The sequence below is a fragment of the Veillonella parvula genome, assembly GCF_032577575.1.
GTDB lineage: Bacteria > Bacillota > Negativicutes > Veillonellales > Veillonellaceae > Veillonella.
In genome coordinates this window covers 830,970-848,334 of the sequence record NZ_JAWFVO010000001.1, presented here as the reverse complement: position 1 = coordinate 848,334, position 17,365 = coordinate 830,970, and the positions used below count along the sequence as shown (strand labels likewise).

Below are 17,365 nucleotides of genomic sequence, written 5' to 3'. Positions count from 1 at the left end.
ATGTGGTTTTCAGAGTACAAACTCTGACAGATTCAGTGGCGATGGCTATGAGGATCCACCTGTTCCCATCTCGAACACAGTAGTTAAGCTCATAAACGCTGAAAGTACTTGGCTGGAGACGGCCTGGGAGGATAGGAAGCTGCTGATTAACGAAAAGAAAAGGTCTACCGAATGGTAGGCCTTTTCTTTTTGCTAGTCTTCGACTAGCTAACCTTGCTAGAACCGTCTCCAGCCAAGGTTGTAGAGGTTATATCTATTTGCGTGTCTGTGTAAGACGGCCTTGGGAAAAGCAGGGCAGTAGAAGATGGAGGAGTGAAACGACGACAGATTCACTGCATCGCTTTCTTCCGAACGTAAGATTTACCGAGCTGCAAAGCAGTGAAGGAAAATCCACAGTGAGGAAGCAAGTAGGGCAAGCGAAAAGTAATTAGGATTAAACGACGTATGGGGCCCACACATCGCTTTCTTCCGAACGTAAGATTTACCGAGCTGCAAAGCAGTGAAGGAAAATCCACAGTGAGGATTGATAGAAAGTCGCTGATTGATTGAAGGCACACATAAGGGGGTGTTTTTTTTATGTATGGCTTTTCTTCTACTAGAAAATCTGATGAGTGGGGATGTAGAAGATAGAAATGCTAGAGCGATGACTGGTTTACTGTATTAATTATTTCATTATTTTTTAATCATATTTTTCAATTAGTTGAGATTAAATAATTAATGGAGGTTCAATTATAAATTTTAATAATTACTATTTATTACATATTCTATTCATGCATAGAATTATCACTATTTTATATAGATCTCTGTTTAACCTAGTAAATACGTGTGTTGTAGATATTTTTCTGATATTTAATAATATACCAAAATGTACAAAAAATTACTCGTTTTGATTATATTTCATATCACTTTCACTATGTTTTCACGAATTATCTATATACTAGCTATAGTTGATTGAGATCAACTAAGGAAATGGAGGTCTACTACTAATAACTTTTACCTGTCCCTTTTACAAATAATACAAACAACACAAAACAATACAACACATAAAACAACACTTAAATACACAACAATACTCTCCCTGTGTATAAACAAAACAATACATATACAAAACTCTCTAATTATATATACCATCTCCCGTATATATAAAGGTAAAAGTTAGGTAGACATAAGAGCCCTTGAGAAAGGGCTCTTTTCCTTTAATAATCACTATTATTTTATCGATTAAAAAGCCTTTATTTCTTGACAGAGTATGTAATATTTGTTAAACTAATCAAGTATCAAGCAAAGCTTGATGAACATAGGGGTATAGCTCAATTGGTAGAGTAGCGGTCTCCAAAACCGTTGGTTGTGGGTTCAAGTCCTACTGCCCCTGCCAAATTTTGGATGGCGGTCTTCGGACCGCATGTCCATAAAATTACTCAAAAAATATTAAAAAATGCTTGCGTAGCTGCAATCATTATGTTAATATAAGTGAGTACCTTGTACATGACTCAGTAGCTCAGCTGGATAGAGCGTTTGACTACGAATCAAAAGGCCAGGGGTTCGAATCCCTTCTGGGTCACCAAATTAAAGCATCACAGTAATGTGGTGCTTTTTTATTTTTTTTTATATGTATATAAAGGACTCTACATATTTATGTAGGGTCCTTTTATGAGCTAATGATCTTTATTTAATTAACTAAGTTTTATTATTTCGCATGTGGCTGATCTGATTCAGCTACTACGTTAACGACAATTTCTTGATCTGCAGAAATAAGATTCATAATGATGGGGATTGGCTGTTCGATGGCTTCAGCTATACTTTTAATTTGTCGCATTGCAACAGGATAAGGTGTTGTTCCATCGCTTTGAAATAATTCTTCCAATTGGTTGATTTCTGCTTGACTTAGATTCGATTTGTTTGCGAATTCTTCGATCGTCATATTATGTTGTTCGCGATAGCTTTTAATGATTTCACCGATATACATAATCGCCTCCACTTGAATTATATTAATACATTTTTATTTTATGTGAAAGTTTGATAAAACTCAAGTTAGATTAAAATGATACTTCATATTATTGATACATAATGGTTTTATATTATAAGATGAACATACAATGATACTGATATATATGGAAATGAAAAGAGGTTTGCTATGATGACGAATAGAAAACAACTTTTAATTGTTTATATATGTTTAGCATTAGGGGCTTGGAGTGCTAGCGCGGGCGTCAGTTTTAGTCAATCAAACGGCGATGCGAATCGAATGAGTCGAGATAATACGACAGTACAGCATAGGTCTGAAAAAACTGTTGACGATTCTGACCAAGGCAGTTCTGTCATTGCATCGTATTACAAGGATGGCAAAAAAAAGAAGAAAAAGAGCACTGCTGCTGAAGAGCCTAAGCTTTCAGAGAAACAAAAAGCAACTAAAGAATTAAATGAACATTTTTGGGTAGAAGAATCGGGAAAACATCCGTTACCGTATGAGGTTGTAGAAGGAAAAGCGGTCAGTGAAGAAGAATTAGCCCATTGGTGGAAGGTTTTTAATGATCCTGTATTGGATCAATTAATTGATTTGACACTCAAAAATAATCGGCAGTTAGAGGTAGCTCGTTCTCGAGTTAGACAAGGGCGGTTACAGTTGGGAATTGCTGAAGCACAACGATTACCTTGGCTAGATGCTTCCGGTTCATGGTCGGCTAATAGAGGTCAGGGCGAATGGGATTCGGACCGAGAAGCGATAAAGAATTTGCCTATACCTGATAAGATGACAGGAAATGTAGAAACCGGTAAATTGGGAATTGATGCGCGATGGGAAATTGATATATTCGGGAGACAAAAAGCAAAATCACGTGCTGCATCGAATTCGTTACAAGCATCACAGGCGGATTTATATTCCACCTGGGTATCATTGAGCGCGGAAACAGCATTACAGTATATGTCGTTAAGAACTTTACAGGAGCAATTGCGCATAACGGAAGAGGATGTGAAGCGTCAGCAGGAAGCGTTGGAGCTGATTAAGATAAATTATCAGTCTGGTATTATCAACGAATTACCTGTACAACAAGCTACATATGCATTATCTCAGACTCAAGCGGAGATTCCTTCATTAAAGAAAAATATAGCTTCCACAATGTCTGCTCTTTCTATATTGACAGGAACAGTTCCAGGCGAGATTGACGCGTTATTGATGGAAAATACTTCATTACCTACGGTGGATCCACATATGTTTATCGGCATACCGGCGGAAGCTTTACGACAACGGCCTGATATTCAGGCGGCGGAAAGACGTATTGCGGCGCAACAACAGAAAACCAAGGCTGCAAAGGCTGACATTAAGCCTAGATTTTCACTAAATGGCAGTATAGGCTTGGAGTCGTTTTCATCGGGAGGTCTTATTTCGGCTATCGGTAAAATGATAGGAATAGGACCATCTATTACTATGCCTATTTTCAATGCCGGTGCTATTCGTAAGAATATAAAAGTACAAACGGAAAAGGAACAGGAATACTTGGCACTTTACGAAGAGACTGTTTTGAAAGCTGTAGGAGAGGTCCGAAATGCGGTAACGGATGCATCTCAGGATCATATTAAATCTGAGGAATTGAAATCTGCTGTAGAATCTGCACAGCAAGCGGAATCTTTGGCGCAAACCAATTTTGACTCCGGTCTTAGCGATTACTTAAGTGTTCTTGATGCACGAAGAAATGTATTGTCTGCAAGGCGGCAATATATCATGAGTCGGGGGCAAGAGTTTGCTGATACCGTTCGTTTATTCAAATCCTTAGGCGGTGGTTGGGAAGCCATGGACATGGATCAGGAGGCAGAGGCGGACTCGCATGCTAAGAAATAGTGTGAGAAACGGGGAATGATTATGAAAGAGAAACTTGATGTCCTTAAACGGTGGATGGCGAATAATAGAAAAAAGTGCGCAGGTATAATGATTGCCTTTCTAATAATTTTGGGTGGAGTAAGTTATTATGCTTATAATCAATACGAAGCGTACATGGCCTCTCATCATATTGTGTTGCAAGGCAATGTGAATCTGCGTGAAGTTAATGTTGCATTTCGGGGAAGTGACCGGATTGCCAGCCTTTTGGTGGATGAAGGTGCGGTGGTGAGCCAAGGGCAGATTTTGGGGTATTTACATTCTGATGAATTGAATCTTGCTGTACAGCAGGCTAAGGCTAGCATTGCAGCACAGGAAGCTATAGTGGCCAAGTTGCAAGCAGGCAGTAGACCAGAAGAAATCGCTCAAGCATCGGCACGAGTTACATCTGCAGAAGCTGCGTTAGCGCAATCGAAACAAGAAGCAGAGAAGTTACAAAAATCCTATAATGCTTCAAATGGTAAGGCCGTTAGTCGACAGTCTGTAGATGATATACAGGCGAAGGTGAAAGTATCGGAAGCCAAATTAAACGAGGCTCAGCAAGCATACAATTTAGCTGTCGCAGGGCCAAGACAGGAAGATATAGCACAGGCCCAAGCCCAATTGGATGCGATGAAAAGCGAACTGGCCCGTCAGGAGTTCTTGCTGAACCAATCTGTATTAACGTCCCCGATAGACGGTGTTATAACGGCCCGATTATTACAGGTCGGTGATATGGCTTCACCGAATACACCTGTATTTAAATTGGCTGAGAATACTAAGAAATGGGTTCGTGTATATGTGAACGAACGGGATTTAGGAAAAATTTATAACGGTATGGATGCAAATGTAACAACGGATACATATAAGAACGAACCGATTCACGGAACAATCGGATATATTTCTTCCGTAGCGGAATTTACACCTAAATCGGTAGAAACGGAGGATGTGCGTACTACACTTGTATATGAAGTGCGGGTATATGTAGATGATCCTGATAATCGTCTCCGTTTAGGAATGCCTGCCACTGTTTCCATTGATATATAGAGGTGTGCAGTGAATGATGTATATGCAATCGAAGGGTCACAATTATATAAAGAATTCCCCCTTGTCGGAGCTGATCCTATAATAGCATTGGACCATTTGGATTTTAAAATCCGGAAAGGCTGTTTAACTGCGTTGGTTGGTCCAGATGGGGCGGGAAAAACGACTTTGATTCGTTTGATAGCTGGTTTATTGGATGCCACGGCTGGTTCTTTAGAGGTCCTCGGAATGGATGTGAAAGCACATTCACAGGCAGTTCAAGATAGACTCAGTTATATGCCTCAGAAATTTGGGCTTTATGAGGAATTATCCGTCAGTGAAAACATGAATCTCTATGCAGATTTACACGGTATTCCTTTGCATGTGAGAACGAAGCGGTTTGAAAAATTACTGCATATGACAGGGCTAGTCAAATTTACTAAGCGTCAAGCCGGTAAATTGTCAGGCGGTATGAAGCAAAAGCTTAGCCTAGCTTGTACATTGGTTCGTTCTCCGGAGCTATTACTGCTCGATGAGCCTACCGTAGGGGTCGATCCATTTTCAAGGCGGGAGTTATGGGAGATTTTAGAGTCGCTGGTATGTACAGATGGAATTAGCGTACTTGTTAGCACTGCATACTTAGATGAGGCGGAGCGTTGTAAAGATGTTTTCGTCCTCAATAAGGGGCGCTTTTTAGCAACCGGGACACCGCATGAGTTGACTCAAATGTCTGAGGAACGATGCTTTCAGGTAAAGATTCCGAAGTCATTGAGCATGCGAAATGTACAGGCCGCATTGATGGATGACAGGAAATGCGTGGCGGATGCAGTTCCGGAGGCCGGTGCTGTGAGGTACATAAAAACAAAAGAAATGCTTTCGATTCCTTGGCTTAATGAGTACGGTATGGAGGAAGAACCAGTTCAGAGCCGTTTGGAAGATACCTTTATGATGCTGTTAAAAGAGGATGAAATTGCCTCAAAACAAGGGGCTAAGCCTTTAGATAGTATCGATATGGATTTGGATGAAAGTGCGATAGAGAAAGAACGAAAGTATTTGTTGGCCCCCAATGAAATGGTTGAGCGTCCAGTAGAAATTTCCGTATCTCATTTGGTGAGGACATTCGGTGATTTTACGGCGGTGGCTAATACATCATTTACGGTGCAGCGCGGAGAAGTATTCGGGTTACTCGGACCAAACGGAGCAGGGAAGACGACGACATTTCGTATGTTGTGTGGATTATTGCCTGTAACGAGCGGGGATTTGCGCGTGGCCGGCATTGATGTCGTTAAATCCCGTACGGCGGCAAGAAGCAATTTCGGATATGTAGCGCAAAAGTTTTCTTTGTACGGTAATCTGTCTGTTATGGAAAACTTGAATTTTTTTGCCGGTGTGTACGGCCTTCACGGACAGAAGAAGCTTGATCGTATAGAAGCCGTTATCAGTGAGTTTCGTCTGAATGACGTGAGAGATATGATAGCCGGTGATTTGCCTGGTGGTTATAAACAGCGCTTGTCCATGGCGGCTGCCTTAATGCATGAGCCTAAAATTCTTTTCTTGGATGAGCCCACAAGTGGTATTGATCCTCTTACAAGGCGTAATTTCTGGCGACAGATTACTTCTTTATCAAAGCGAGGAACAACGATTATTATTACGACTCATTTTATGGATGAATCGGAATATTGTGACCGTATTATGATTCAGGATGCAGGAAAACTCGTTGTACTGGGAACACCTGATGAAGTTAGACGGATTGCCGGCGATGAGAATTGTACTATGGATGAAGCGTTTATCTCCGTCATACTAAAAAAACGGGAACAGGAGGATGACGTATGAACGGATTTATAAGACGGTTTTCCTCATTGGTATATAAGGAAACCTTACAAGTATTGCGCGACCCTAGCACTATTTTGTTGGGTGTTGTGCTACCTATACTACTTATTATCCTCATCGGCTCAGGGGTTACTTTGGATGTTAAACACGTGCCGATAGCAGTGGTTATGGAACGGCAAGATTCTATGACCCAGAGTGTGTATGACTCCTTATACGGCTCTGAGTACTTTCAACCTATAGCGGTTCGCGATAGAAAAACGGCGGAACTATTGATGGAAAAACGAAAGGTAGATGCCATATTGGTGATTCCACAGGACTTTTCTGCTCAAGTTATGCGTGGACAAGGGAAAGTGCAGGGGATTTACTACGGTGTCGATACTTCGGTAGCGATGAGCATAGAAAGTTATGTAAACTCAGCTATTAACTTATGGGCAGTTAAGAATATTCCGTTTATGCTACGTGGTGGATATATAACAATGAACCCTCGCATGTGGTTTAATGAGGCAAATACAAGTACCTGGTTTTTGATTCCTGGGCTCATCATGATTATCATGACGATTGTATCTGTTTTTCTTACGGCTGTCGTTATGGCTAGAGAATGGGAACGTGGTACTTTTGAGTCTTTATTCGTTACACCAGTTAAGCCTATTGAAATTATTTTGGCTAAGGTAGTGCCTTATTATGTATTGGCCATGTTGGGGCTGTTGTTTTGCCTCGGTGTTTCGTATTTCTTTTATGAAGTACCTATGCGTGGTTCCTTATGGATCATCTGCATCGTGTCCACATTGTATTTAATTGTTTCCTTAAATATGGGACTACTTATATCTGCGTTTACGAAGAAACAGTTCTTAGCTTGTCAAATGGCGTTACTTACCAGTTTTTTACCGGCGTTGATATTGACGGGGTTTTTATTTGATCCACATTCACAACCTGTGGTGATTCAATATATTTCACGGCTTTTACCTCCTACATATTTTTTAGAATTACTGAAATCATTGTTCCTAGGTGGAAATAACTGGTATTTGATTATTAAAAATAGTGCCGTATTATCGGGGTTTGCTATTTGCTTTACAATATTGACAATTTATATTACGCGGAAGAAGGTGGAATAATGAATTGGCGACTGTATTGGAATCAAATTGTCTCCATCATATGGAAAGAGCTATTAGCCACCTTTAAAGATCCGAAAACTCGTATAATCTTACTGTTACCGGTTATTATTCAAGGGTTCCTCTTCGGTTACGCCGCAACCTATAATCTCAACAAGGTTCCCTATGTATTGATTGATGAAAGTCATACGCAGACCGCAGCTGCATTAGAATCGACTATTAATTCATCCGGTGTTTTTGAACTGTATCAATCTGCAAACTCTCCGGATATAATCGCACCACTAATAGACTCCAACAAGGTTATTATGGCGGTTATCATACCTCAGGATTTTGAAGAAAATTTAAAGCTTAAACAACCTACATCTATTACTGTTATTGTAAATGGAACGAATACAATGACTTCAGGTCTTGCAGCAGCCTATATGGGGCAAATCATTTCTCAATTCAATCAGACTTGGTTAGGTGTTGAGCATAAGGGAATCACGATTGAATCTCGTACATGGTACAATGAAAATCAGCAGTCTTCCTGGACTTTTTTGACAGGTCTCGTTATATTGATCAGTATGACACAAGTTATCATGTTGGGGGGCTTATCTGTGGCGAGAGAACGAGAGCAGGGGACCTTTGATCAATTATTGGTGACGCCCGTATCATCTATGCAAATTTTGATTGCAAAGTCTATACCACCCATGATAATAGGACTGTTTCAAAGTACTGTATTGTTATTAATAGCCATGTTTTGGTTTAAAGTTCCATTTCGGGGCAACATATTTCTTGTGTATGCCGTGTTGTTTACATTTATAAGTAGTAGTATTGGATTGGGGTTATCTATTTCGGCTATTGCAAAAAATATGCAGCAAGTTCTCGTATATGTTTTTGTCTTTCTTTTTCCACTAGCATTATTGTCCGGATTAATCACACCTGTACATAACATGCCGAAAATATTGCAATATCTTACATATGGAAATCCTATGCGGTTTTCTGTTGATGCAATGCGCAGGATTTATTTAGAAGGTGCAGGATTGACGGATATTTGGTTTAATTTTATTCCTATGATTATCCTAATCATTATAAGCATGTCCATAGCAGGATGGCTATTTAGAAATCGCGTTGGATAAAGCTAATGATTAGATCGTTAAACTTTTTATATTTTGTTATAACAATACGGCAGACCTATATAGCATTTTTTTATTAATAAATATGCTACTGCCGTATTGACTAAATGAATGTAGACTGTTAGAATAAAGGCATAGAAAATATCATATTTGGGAATAGGTGCTGAAAAGCATAATAGAGAAGCCGGTTAAAGGCCGGCACGGTCCCGCCACTGTATGGTCGAGCGAGTCTAAATTAAGTCACTGGGAAACTGGGAAGGCTAGATGAGCGATGACGCCGAGTCAGGAGAACTGCCTATTCAACATTCACCATTTGACCTACGAGAGATAGGGAGGAGAAGTTAATAGCTCCTTTTTACGTATTCGTAAAAAGGATTTTTTAGTTCTATTGAATCTAAATTGCATTATATTTGATTTAGATTTTAGTTCTATACGACCTAAATGTCGTGCTATGGTCATGGTGGATTACCTTTTTGGTATTACCAGCATGACATATGTTATGACTGTTAATATATTTTATGGTAAATGTAGGGCATGCATTTATTCATCATCATCCTAAAAAAGAGGCTGACCCAGGGTTCTAGTAGTTCGGATTCTGGGTCAGTCTCTTTTTATTTTGTAAATATTAGTTATCGGTAAGACCTTTTAGATTGAGACCTGTAGAGTTTAGGTTTAGATGAGGCGTTAAGCGTTAATAGATATACAATTGTAGAGTTAAGATTTTTTAGTTTTAGAATTTGTTTTAGATTTACGTAAATCATAAGGTTTAGATAGTTGTTTTTCTTGGAATTTATTTTTAGATATATGGATTTTAAGTCATTTATAAAAAAATGATTGACGATGAATTCCATACATGATATTATTATTTCAGTTGAGACGCGGGAGTGGCGGAATTGGCAGACGCACCAGACTTAGGATCTGGCGCCTTACGGCGTGGGGGTTCAAGTCCCTTCTCCCGCACCAACTTTATTGCACCTATTGCACCTTTAGAGGTGTATTTTTTTTGCCTAAATTAAGTATTAACGTGGATATTTATATCGATAAACACATACATTTTGATAGGAAGATAGGTACAGATTTAACTACTACGTTATATGTTATAATAAATGAGTTAGAACTATTTAATTAATACAATCATAGTAATACTATATGGTGCAGTATGGATAATACATTAACAAAACTGCTTTCACAGAACCCATCCTTTGTGGATGGGCTAAACGCATTTCAGCGAAAGGGGAAGTCAGTCATATATGGTCTTAGCGGATCTCAAAAGAGTTTCCTCTTAAGTCAATCTTTTTCTGCAGGTCTTACAAAACCTGTAGTCATCGTAGTCCATGATAAGGACCATAAAGAGATGTGGGAACGGGACTTAGCTTTTTTCATGCCTAATGTGCCAGTCTTATCATTTCCTACAACAGATCATGTAGACTTTACGACTGTGGCTCGCAGTCTTGAAGACCAAGGTGCGCAGATGCGAGCATTAGCACTGTTGGCGTGGCAAGAGCCGGCAGTAGTCATTGCCAATGCTGAAGAGGTTACACAGTATGTTGTATCTCCTCATTACTTAAAGGGACAATCGTTGCATTTTGCTTTAAATGATGCGATTGAACGTGATGTAGTCCTTGAACAGCTCGTAACAATTGGATATGAACGCGTAGACCAGGTGGAACAACGTGGTCATTTTGCCGTGCGTGGAGATATTTTGGATATTTATCCTGTAAATAGTGATCATCCGATTCGTATTGAATTCTTTGGCGATGAGATCGATACATTGCGTTTCTTCTCCGTTGAGAATCAACGTTCCATTGAGCAAATTGAATCCTACACGGTGACGCCTTTCTTTCTTGGTAAAAGTGATGCAGAAAGTACTTTATTATCTTATGTGAAAGAGGGCACTCTAATTTATGATGAGCCAGGTCGTATTCAAGAAGCATTAAAGAAATTCCTTAAGGAAGATCCTACACATCGGAAAAATCATTGTGATTGGAATGAACTACAACGCACTGTAGATTCTATGAATCAAGTGGCTTTCACATTTATGCAACAACGCTCTATTGGTCTCACTGGATTTAACCCTATTGGTATTCAAGGGAAGACGATGACGAGCTTTGAGCGTCAAATTCCCCTATTAACAGACGAAATAAACCAATGGCATCGTTTAAATCACCAAGTGGTACTAGTATTAAATAATCAGCAACGACGAGAAGGTATTGAGCGTGCCCTTGAAGGGGAAAATATTGCATTTACTCATAGTGATACATGGATAGCAAAGCCGAACACTGTCGTTATTTTAAAAGGATTATTAACAGATGGTTTTGAATTGCCCAATAGCCATCTCGTAGTTGTCGTAGAAGGTAATATTTACGGACAACAAAAGCGCAAGCTTCGAAATAAGCCTAAAAAGGGCCAAGAGATCAATTATTTCACGGATTTAACACCTGGTGACTATGTAGTACATAGTATGCATGGTATCGGCAAGTATATTGGTCTCAAAACAATTGAAACGGAAGGCATTCACCGCGATTATATTGAGATTGCTTATGCTGGAACGGACAAACTGTTCTTACCAGCTAATAATTTAGATCAACTGCAAAAATATATTGGCAACGAAGGTGATGTGCCACGTATTAATAAGATGGGTGGCCGTGACTGGGCTAAAGTTGTTACAAAGGCAAAAAAATCTATTGATGATTTGGCAGATAAGCTCGTTGAGATATATGCACAACGAGAAATCACAGAAGGCTTTGCATTCTTGCCGGATCAACCATGGCAGCAAGAGTTTGAAGATGCGTTCCCATATGAGGAGACGGAAGACCAGTTACAGGCTACGGCGGAAATTAAAGAATCTATGGAACGACCTGTTCCTATGGATCGCTTGCTCGCTGGTGATGTAGGCTTTGGTAAAACGGAAGTGGCTATGCGCGCCATTTTTAAGGCCGTTATGAGCGGTAAACAAGTAGCGGTACTTGTACCGACCACGGTATTAGCACAGCAACATTTCCAAACCTTTTTAAATCGATTTGCTCCATTCGGGGTTAAAGTAGATGTACTCAATCGATTCCGAACTACATCAGAGAAAAAGCAAATTCTTAAAGGCGTAGAGGATGGATCTATTGATATTCTCATTGGAACCCATTCATTACTTAACAAAAAGGTGGTATTCAAAGACTTAGGAATGCTTGTTGTAGACGAGGAGCAACGCTTTGGGGTAGCACAGAAAGAAAAGTGGAAAGAGTGGGCTAGCAATATCGATGTACTCACCTTGAGTGCTACACCGATTCCGCGGACTTTACATATGTCCCTCGTTGGCGTTCGAGAAATGTCTGTTATCAATACTCCACCAGAGGAGCGCTTACCTGTTCAAACCTATGTGGTGGAATACGATATGAATCTCATCGCAGATGCTATCAAGCGAGAATTGGCGAGGGGCGGACAGGTTTACTTTGTATATAATCGTGTTGCATCCATTAATCATATGGGAGAGCTATTAGCGGCTGCCTTGCCTGATTTACGCTATGCTATCGCTCATGGACAGATGACAGGCCGTCAAATTGAGGAGATTATGACCGATTTCTATGAAGGTCATTATGATGTGCTCTTGTCCACGAGTATCATTGAAACCGGCTTAGATATTCCTAACGCCAATACTATCATTATTTATGATGCGGATCGTTTAGGTTTATCTCAGCTATACCAAATGCGAGGGCGTGTAGGCCGTTCTCGTAGACGTGCTTATGCATACTTTATGTATCGGCCAGATAAAATACTTTCAGAGGCAGCTGAAAAGCGTTTAAAAGCTATAGAGGAGTTCACTGAGCTCGGCGCAGGATTTAAGTTAGCCATGAGAGATTTAGAGATTCGCGGTGCCGGTAATCTATTAGGCTCACAGCAACATGGTAATATCGCATCTGTCGGCTTTGGTATGTACGTGAGTATGTTAGAAGAGGCGATTGCAAAGGCTCAAAATAAAGAAGTTGAGCGAGATGTATCCATTGATCCAGCTATCGACTTAGAGGTAGATGCGTTTATTGATGATGCGTATATCAAAGATAGTGCTCGTAAGATTTCTGTATACCAACGATTGTTACATATTAAATCTAAAGAGCAACTCGACGATATGACGGATGAGCTCATTGATCGCTTCGGTACACCAACCGATCCAGTAGACCGTTTGTTGCGCATTGCTCAAATTAAGGAGCAAGCACGTCTACTGGGCATTAAGAGTATCGTCCGTAGAGATAAGCAACTCACTATCCATTGGCATGACGATTCTAAAATGGCCGATTGGGATATGGGGGCTGTACCAGAAGATTTATGGAAAAAAATGAAGTTTATGGATACCAAACCAGCCACATTATATGTGAGCCTTAATGGTATGAAAGGTTCTATTTTGACCATTACGGAAGCGGTGATAAAGGCTCTTAGCCACAAGTCACCGACTAAGGAGGGCCTATGAATCGATTTTTAAAGGGTGCCATGATTTTAACCTTAGCCGGTATTATCGTGAAGGTCATCGGTGCGTTTAGTAAAGTTCTTATCGCACGGATTTTAGGTGGTGAAGGGATTGGCCTATATATGATGGCCTATCCAATCTATCAAATTATCGTTAGTATTTCTGCTGCAGGTATTCCTGTAGCCATATCTATTATGATTGCGGAAAAGCTTGCTAATGATGATATGCGAGGCGTACAACAAGTATTTTTTGTATCATTAAGGGTACTCGCTATTTTAGGCTTTGTGTTCAGTTTGGCCTTATATGGTAGTGCACAATGGCTCGTAGACAATCAAATCATCACCGATCCACGTGCTTTAATTGCTATTCAGCTATTATCTCCAGCCATTTTTGTAGTGACTATCCTAAGCTGTTTTAGAGGGTATTTCCAAGGTTTCCAATACATGGTACCTACTGGTATGAGTCAAGTATTTGAACAGATCTTTCGCGTGTCTTCTATGGTAGGTTTGGCATACTACTTCATTGATCGAGGACTTCATTTAGCGGCAGGTGGTGCGACCTTTGCTACATTCCCAGGCGTATTGGCGGGGTTACTTGTATTAATTTATTTTTACTACCGACAACGCAATATTCGAGAAAAAATGTTTTCACAACAGAATCCTAATGCCATTTGTGAAAGTAACGGCACCGTAGTTAAACGATTGTTTAGTCTTGCCATACCGGTTTCTATGGCGAATATTATGCTTCCGATGGTATCACTCATTGATACATTTATCGTCCCAAAACGATTGATGGATATTGGATACTATCTCAATGAAGCAACCACACAATTTGGTTATCTGACGGGTATGGCAACATCTCTGATTGGGTTGCCGATCATTCTAACTACATCCTTAGCCGCTAGTCTTGTACCAGCCGTATCTGAGGCACATACTCAAGGTGATGTACATCGCATCGTGAAACGGGCGGAAACGGCGATTAAAATTGCTAATATGTTTACGATTCCAGCCTGCATTGGACTTTGTGTACTAGCTACGCCAATATCACAACTAATATATGCAACACCTCATGCAGGACCTGTTATTGCTGTTATTAGCTTGAGTATTGTGTTCCTCGGTTGGCAGCAGGTTACTGCAGGTGTTTTGCAAGGGTTAGGAAGAACAATAATTCCTATGGTATCGATTTTTATAGGCTTATTAGTGAAGACATTCTTAGATTATGAATTGACAGGTAGTATTGAGTTGGGCATTAATGGTGCGGCTTGGGCGACGAATTTAAACTTTGCTATTGCAGCGCTTATTAACTATATTTTTGTAAAAAGATATGTAGGTTCGGTACTGAACACATTAGAGTTATTAAAAATAATAGTATCTGCCATGGCCATGGGCGGTGCTACACAAGTCATCTATGTGAGCACTGTTGATTTATTAGGCAATGGTGGCGCTGTGGCTGCAGCAATTGTAGTGGCTATTTTTGTATATGGTTTATCGTTATGGCTTACTAAAGCTGTCGTAAAAGATGATATTTACCATTTCCCAATCATAGGCAAGCGCTTACAAGCTAGACGCAATAGGGAGGAAGCAAAGCTATATGAAGAACAATATTGATATTCAACCTTTAGTCGATGTAGTGAAAACTTTGCGTGCACCAAATGGCTGTCCTTGGGATCAAAAGCAAACGCATGAATCTTTACGCCGCTATTTTATAGAAGAGACTTACGAGGTAGTAGATGCCATTGATAATAAAGATATGCCAAATCTTCGTGAAGAGTTAGGTGATGTATTATTGCAAGTTGTCTTTCACAGTCAATTAGCAGAGGAGGCTGGTCATTTTACATTTCAAGATGTAATTAATGATGTTGCTGAAAAAATGATTCGTCGTCATCCTCGTGTTTTTAATCCTGAAAAAGATGAAAAGTCATACACTTGGGATGAATTAAAGGCACAAGAAAAGAAAAATATTCAAAATTCTGTATTGGATGGTGTATCGAAAAGTTTACCTGCTTTAATGGCGGCTTATAAGCTCCAAGAAAAGGCTGCAAAGCTAGGATTTGACTGGGATGAGCTTGATCCTGTTTGGGCTAAAGTTTCCGAAGAAATGGGGGAATTTAAGGAGGCTATTGACCAAAATAATAGAGAAAATATGGAAAAAGAAGCAGGAGATGTGCTTTTTTCCTTGATTAATCTATTCAGATGGTATAAAATAAGCGGTGAAAATGCACTAAATCGCACAAACACAAAGTTCCGACAGCGTTTTTTACATGTAGAAGCTTGTGTTAACCAAAGCGATCGCTCATGGGAAGACTTTTCATTAGCTGAGCTGGATGCTTTTTGGGAGGAGGCTAAAGTGCAGGAAAAGTAACCTAGAGGTTTATACACTTCTAAGGTATTGTAATTTTAAGGAGGTTCTGTCATGAACAAAACAGAATTAATCGCAAGTGTTGCACAAAAAACTGAATTAACTAAAAAAGATGCTGAAAAAGCAGTGAAAGCTGTATTTGACACAGTAGCTCAAGAATTAGCAGCTGGTGGTAAAGTACAAGTTATCGGCTTCGGTACTTTCGAAGTTCGTGAACGCGCAGCTCGTGAAGGCCGTAACCCACAAAACGGTAAAACTATCACAATTGCAGCTTCCAAATCTCCTGCATTCAAAGCTGGTAAAGGTTTGAAAGAACAAGTTAACGCTGCAAAAGCTAAAAAACGCAAAAAATAATCCATATTGGATGTGAAAGAGACCTTTCGAGGTCTCTTTTTTTTATCTATTTATGGTATAATGCACAGAGAAAGGGTGCATTATGAATAATGAAACATCAAGGAAGGTTCTCATCGTGTCCGCCTCAATCGGCACTGGACATATGCAAGCCGCAAGAGCCATAGAAGAATATTGGAAAGAAAAAGAGCCACAAGCATCAATTACTCATGTTGATTTTCTTGATACAGAAACTATGTCTGTAGAGCATTTAATTAAGGGTACCTATATCAAGATGATTGACGTATTCCCCATGCTCTATGATATGATTTATCGCGTATCGAAAGGGGAAAAACGAGGTACCATTATGCAAACCGCATTGTCGTACCTACTTAAAAGCCGCATGCTTAAACTAGTACAACAAGAAGAGCCAGATGTAATGGTCTTTACACATCCATTTCCTTGTGGGGCGGCATCGATTTTAAAACGTCAAGGTCATATAAATGTACCACTAGTGGCTATTATGACAGACTTTAGTAGTCATCAGTTTTGGCTCTATCCACAGATTGATGTTTACTATGTTGCAACAGAATCTATGGTACCTGAAATGGTAGCTTCAGGTATCGATGAATCTCGTATTCATGTATCTGGCATTCCAGTGCGGCGATCTTTTTTCCGTGATGCTATTGAAGAGTATAGCTTAGAGGAACCTGTGAAAGTTCTTGTTATGGGGGGTGGCCTGGGTTTAGGCTCTCTTGAGACGGCTTTAAAACATCTAGATGAAGTAAATGGTATTGGTGAAATTACCGTTGTAGCTGGACAAAATACGTCTCTTTATGAATCGTTAGTTATCCTTAGTGAATCTATGAAGACGAAGACCACCGTATATGGTTATACTACTAATATTTCTGAGCTCATGAAATCATCGTCTTTGCTCGTCACAAAACCTGGTGCATTGACCTGTATGGAGGCTGTTACAATCGGATTGCCAATGGTATTCTTTAATGCTATCCCAGGGCAGGAAGAGGCAAATGCAGAATTATTAGAGCAACGAGGTTGTGCCCGCTGGGCTCGTGATATTCACAACTTAGAAGATGTGGTAACTGCACTGTTAATTAATTCTCCGCGACTACAACAAATGTCTGAGCGTGCTCGCGAATGGCATGTGGATGGGGCTGCTGATATCGTAAATAGTCTCATTGAAATTTTAGATGCTAGTGCACAAGATGAGCTTGTGAAAGCTCAAGAGGCAATTAGCTAACCAATATAGAAAAAGCGATGACCTAAAGGGCCATCG

At 39.9% G+C, this 17,365-nt stretch carries 11 protein-coding genes, 3 tRNA genes, 1 rRNA gene, 1 pseudogene and 1 riboswitch; of the genes and pseudogenes, 15 read left to right on the top strand and 1 reads right to left on the bottom strand.

Going from position 1 to position 17,365, the window contains the following annotated elements:
• Window positions 1–31 precede the first annotated feature (31 nt).
• From rrf to E7K77_RS03925, 3 genes are all read left to right on the top strand, one after another.
• Window positions 32–148 (top strand): 5S ribosomal RNA (rrf, locus tag E7K77_RS03935).
• Between the two features lie 1,151 nt (window positions 149–1,299).
• Window positions 1,300–1,375, top strand: a tRNA-Trp gene (locus tag E7K77_RS03930).
• Window positions 1,376–1,487: 112 nt separating this feature from the next.
• Window positions 1,488–1,564, top strand: a tRNA-Arg gene (locus tag E7K77_RS03925).
• Window positions 1,565–1,687: 123 nt separating this feature from the next.
• On the opposite strand, the gene E7K77_RS03920 is transcribed toward E7K77_RS03925, so the two are convergent.
• Complete coding sequence (locus E7K77_RS03920; RefSeq protein ID WP_012864691.1) at window positions 1,688–1,966, bottom strand: helix-turn-helix domain-containing protein; 279 nt, start codon at window positions 1,964–1,966, stop codon at window positions 1,688–1,690.
• Between the two features lie 168 nt (window positions 1,967–2,134).
• Between E7K77_RS03920 and E7K77_RS03915 the strand changes: the two genes are divergently transcribed.
• The 12 genes and pseudogenes from E7K77_RS03915 to E7K77_RS03865 all read left to right on the top strand — a co-directional run bounded on the left by E7K77_RS03915 (window position 2,135) and on the right by E7K77_RS03865 (window position 17,329).
• On the top strand, window positions 2,135–3,835 hold the full coding sequence (locus tag E7K77_RS03915; RefSeq protein ID WP_325306480.1) for a TolC family protein: 1,701 nt from the start codon (window positions 2,135–2,137) through the stop codon (window positions 3,833–3,835).
• Between the two features lie 186 nt (window positions 3,836–4,021).
• Window positions 4,022–4,897, top strand: coding sequence for an efflux RND transporter periplasmic adaptor subunit (locus tag E7K77_RS03910; RefSeq protein ID WP_325321172.1), 876 nt, complete (start codon window positions 4,022–4,024; stop codon window positions 4,895–4,897).
• A gap of 9 nt (window positions 4,898–4,906) precedes the next feature.
• Window positions 4,907–5,404, top strand: a pseudogene (locus E7K77_RS09970) (ABC transporter ATP-binding protein); the annotation flags it as partial.
• Between the two features lie 315 nt (window positions 5,405–5,719).
• Window positions 5,720–6,706 carry an ABC transporter ATP-binding protein gene (locus E7K77_RS09965; RefSeq protein ID WP_443084075.1) on the top strand — a complete coding sequence of 329 codons (987 nt, stop codon included), beginning with the start codon at window positions 5,720–5,722 and terminating at the stop codon, window positions 6,704–6,706.
• Entirely contained in the window at window positions 6,703–7,815 is a 1,113-nt protein-coding gene (locus E7K77_RS03900; protein ID WP_101928791.1) for an ABC transporter permease, read from the top strand. Before E7K77_RS09965 ends, E7K77_RS03900 begins: the two co-directional genes overlap by 4 nt.
• Window positions 7,815–8,930, top strand: coding sequence for an ABC transporter permease (locus tag E7K77_RS03895; protein ID WP_101928792.1), 1,116 nt, complete (start codon window positions 7,815–7,817; stop codon window positions 8,928–8,930). Before E7K77_RS03900 ends, E7K77_RS03895 begins: the two co-directional genes overlap by 1 nt.
• 138 nt (window positions 8,931–9,068) lie before the next feature.
• A riboswitch (cobalamin riboswitch) is annotated at window positions 9,069–9,240 on the top strand.
• Between the two features lie 565 nt (window positions 9,241–9,805).
• Window positions 9,806–9,890: transfer RNA gene (locus E7K77_RS03890), tRNA-Leu, on the top strand.
• A gap of 196 nt (window positions 9,891–10,086) precedes the next feature.
• A complete protein-coding gene (gene mfd, locus E7K77_RS03885; protein WP_278468331.1) occupies window positions 10,087–13,383 on the top strand; it encodes a transcription-repair coupling factor in 3,297 nt (1,098 codons plus the stop codon).
• The gene (locus tag E7K77_RS03880) at window positions 13,380–14,987 is read left to right on the top strand and encodes a putative polysaccharide biosynthesis protein (protein WP_101928794.1); all 1,608 of its coding nucleotides are present in this window, start codon (window positions 13,380–13,382) and stop codon (window positions 14,985–14,987) included. The genes mfd and E7K77_RS03880 overlap by 4 nt, the downstream gene beginning before the upstream one ends.
• Window positions 14,971–15,741, top strand: coding sequence for a nucleoside triphosphate pyrophosphohydrolase (gene mazG, locus E7K77_RS03875; protein WP_101928795.1), 771 nt, complete (start codon window positions 14,971–14,973; stop codon window positions 15,739–15,741). Before E7K77_RS03880 ends, mazG begins: the two co-directional genes overlap by 17 nt.
• A gap of 51 nt (window positions 15,742–15,792) precedes the next feature.
• The gene (locus E7K77_RS03870) at window positions 15,793–16,092 is read left to right on the top strand and encodes an HU family DNA-binding protein (protein WP_004696710.1); all 300 of its coding nucleotides are present in this window, start codon (window positions 15,793–15,795) and stop codon (window positions 16,090–16,092) included.
• 82 nt (window positions 16,093–16,174) lie between these two features.
• Window positions 16,175–17,329 (top strand): MGDG synthase family glycosyltransferase, encoded by a 1,155-nt coding sequence (locus E7K77_RS03865; protein ID WP_325306477.1) that lies wholly within the window; start codon window positions 16,175–16,177, stop codon window positions 17,327–17,329.
• Window positions 17,330–17,365: the final 36 nt, after the last annotated feature.

Coding starts and splice junctions, on each gene's coding strand:
- E7K77_RS03880 (WP_101928794.1), top strand. CDS start 13,380: ATGAATCGATTTTTAAAGGGTGCCATGATTTTAACCTTAGCCGGTATT.
- E7K77_RS03920 (WP_012864691.1), bottom strand. CDS start 1,966: ATGTATATCGGTGAAATCATTAAAAGCTATCGCGAACAACATAATATG.
- mazG (WP_101928795.1), top strand. CDS start 14,971: ATGAAGAACAATATTGATATTCAACCTTTAGTCGATGTAGTGAAAACT.
- E7K77_RS03895 (WP_101928792.1), top strand. CDS start 7,815: ATGAATTGGCGACTGTATTGGAATCAAATTGTCTCCATCATATGGAAA.
- E7K77_RS03870 (WP_004696710.1), top strand. CDS start 15,793: ATGAACAAAACAGAATTAATCGCAAGTGTTGCACAAAAAACTGAATTA.
- E7K77_RS03900 (WP_101928791.1), top strand. CDS start 6,703: ATGAACGGATTTATAAGACGGTTTTCCTCATTGGTATATAAGGAAACC.
- mfd (WP_278468331.1), top strand. CDS start 10,087: ATGGATAATACATTAACAAAACTGCTTTCACAGAACCCATCCTTTGTG.
- E7K77_RS03865 (WP_325306477.1), top strand. CDS start 16,175: ATGAATAATGAAACATCAAGGAAGGTTCTCATCGTGTCCGCCTCAATC.
- E7K77_RS03915 (WP_325306480.1), top strand. CDS start 2,135: ATGATGACGAATAGAAAACAACTTTTAATTGTTTATATATGTTTAGCA.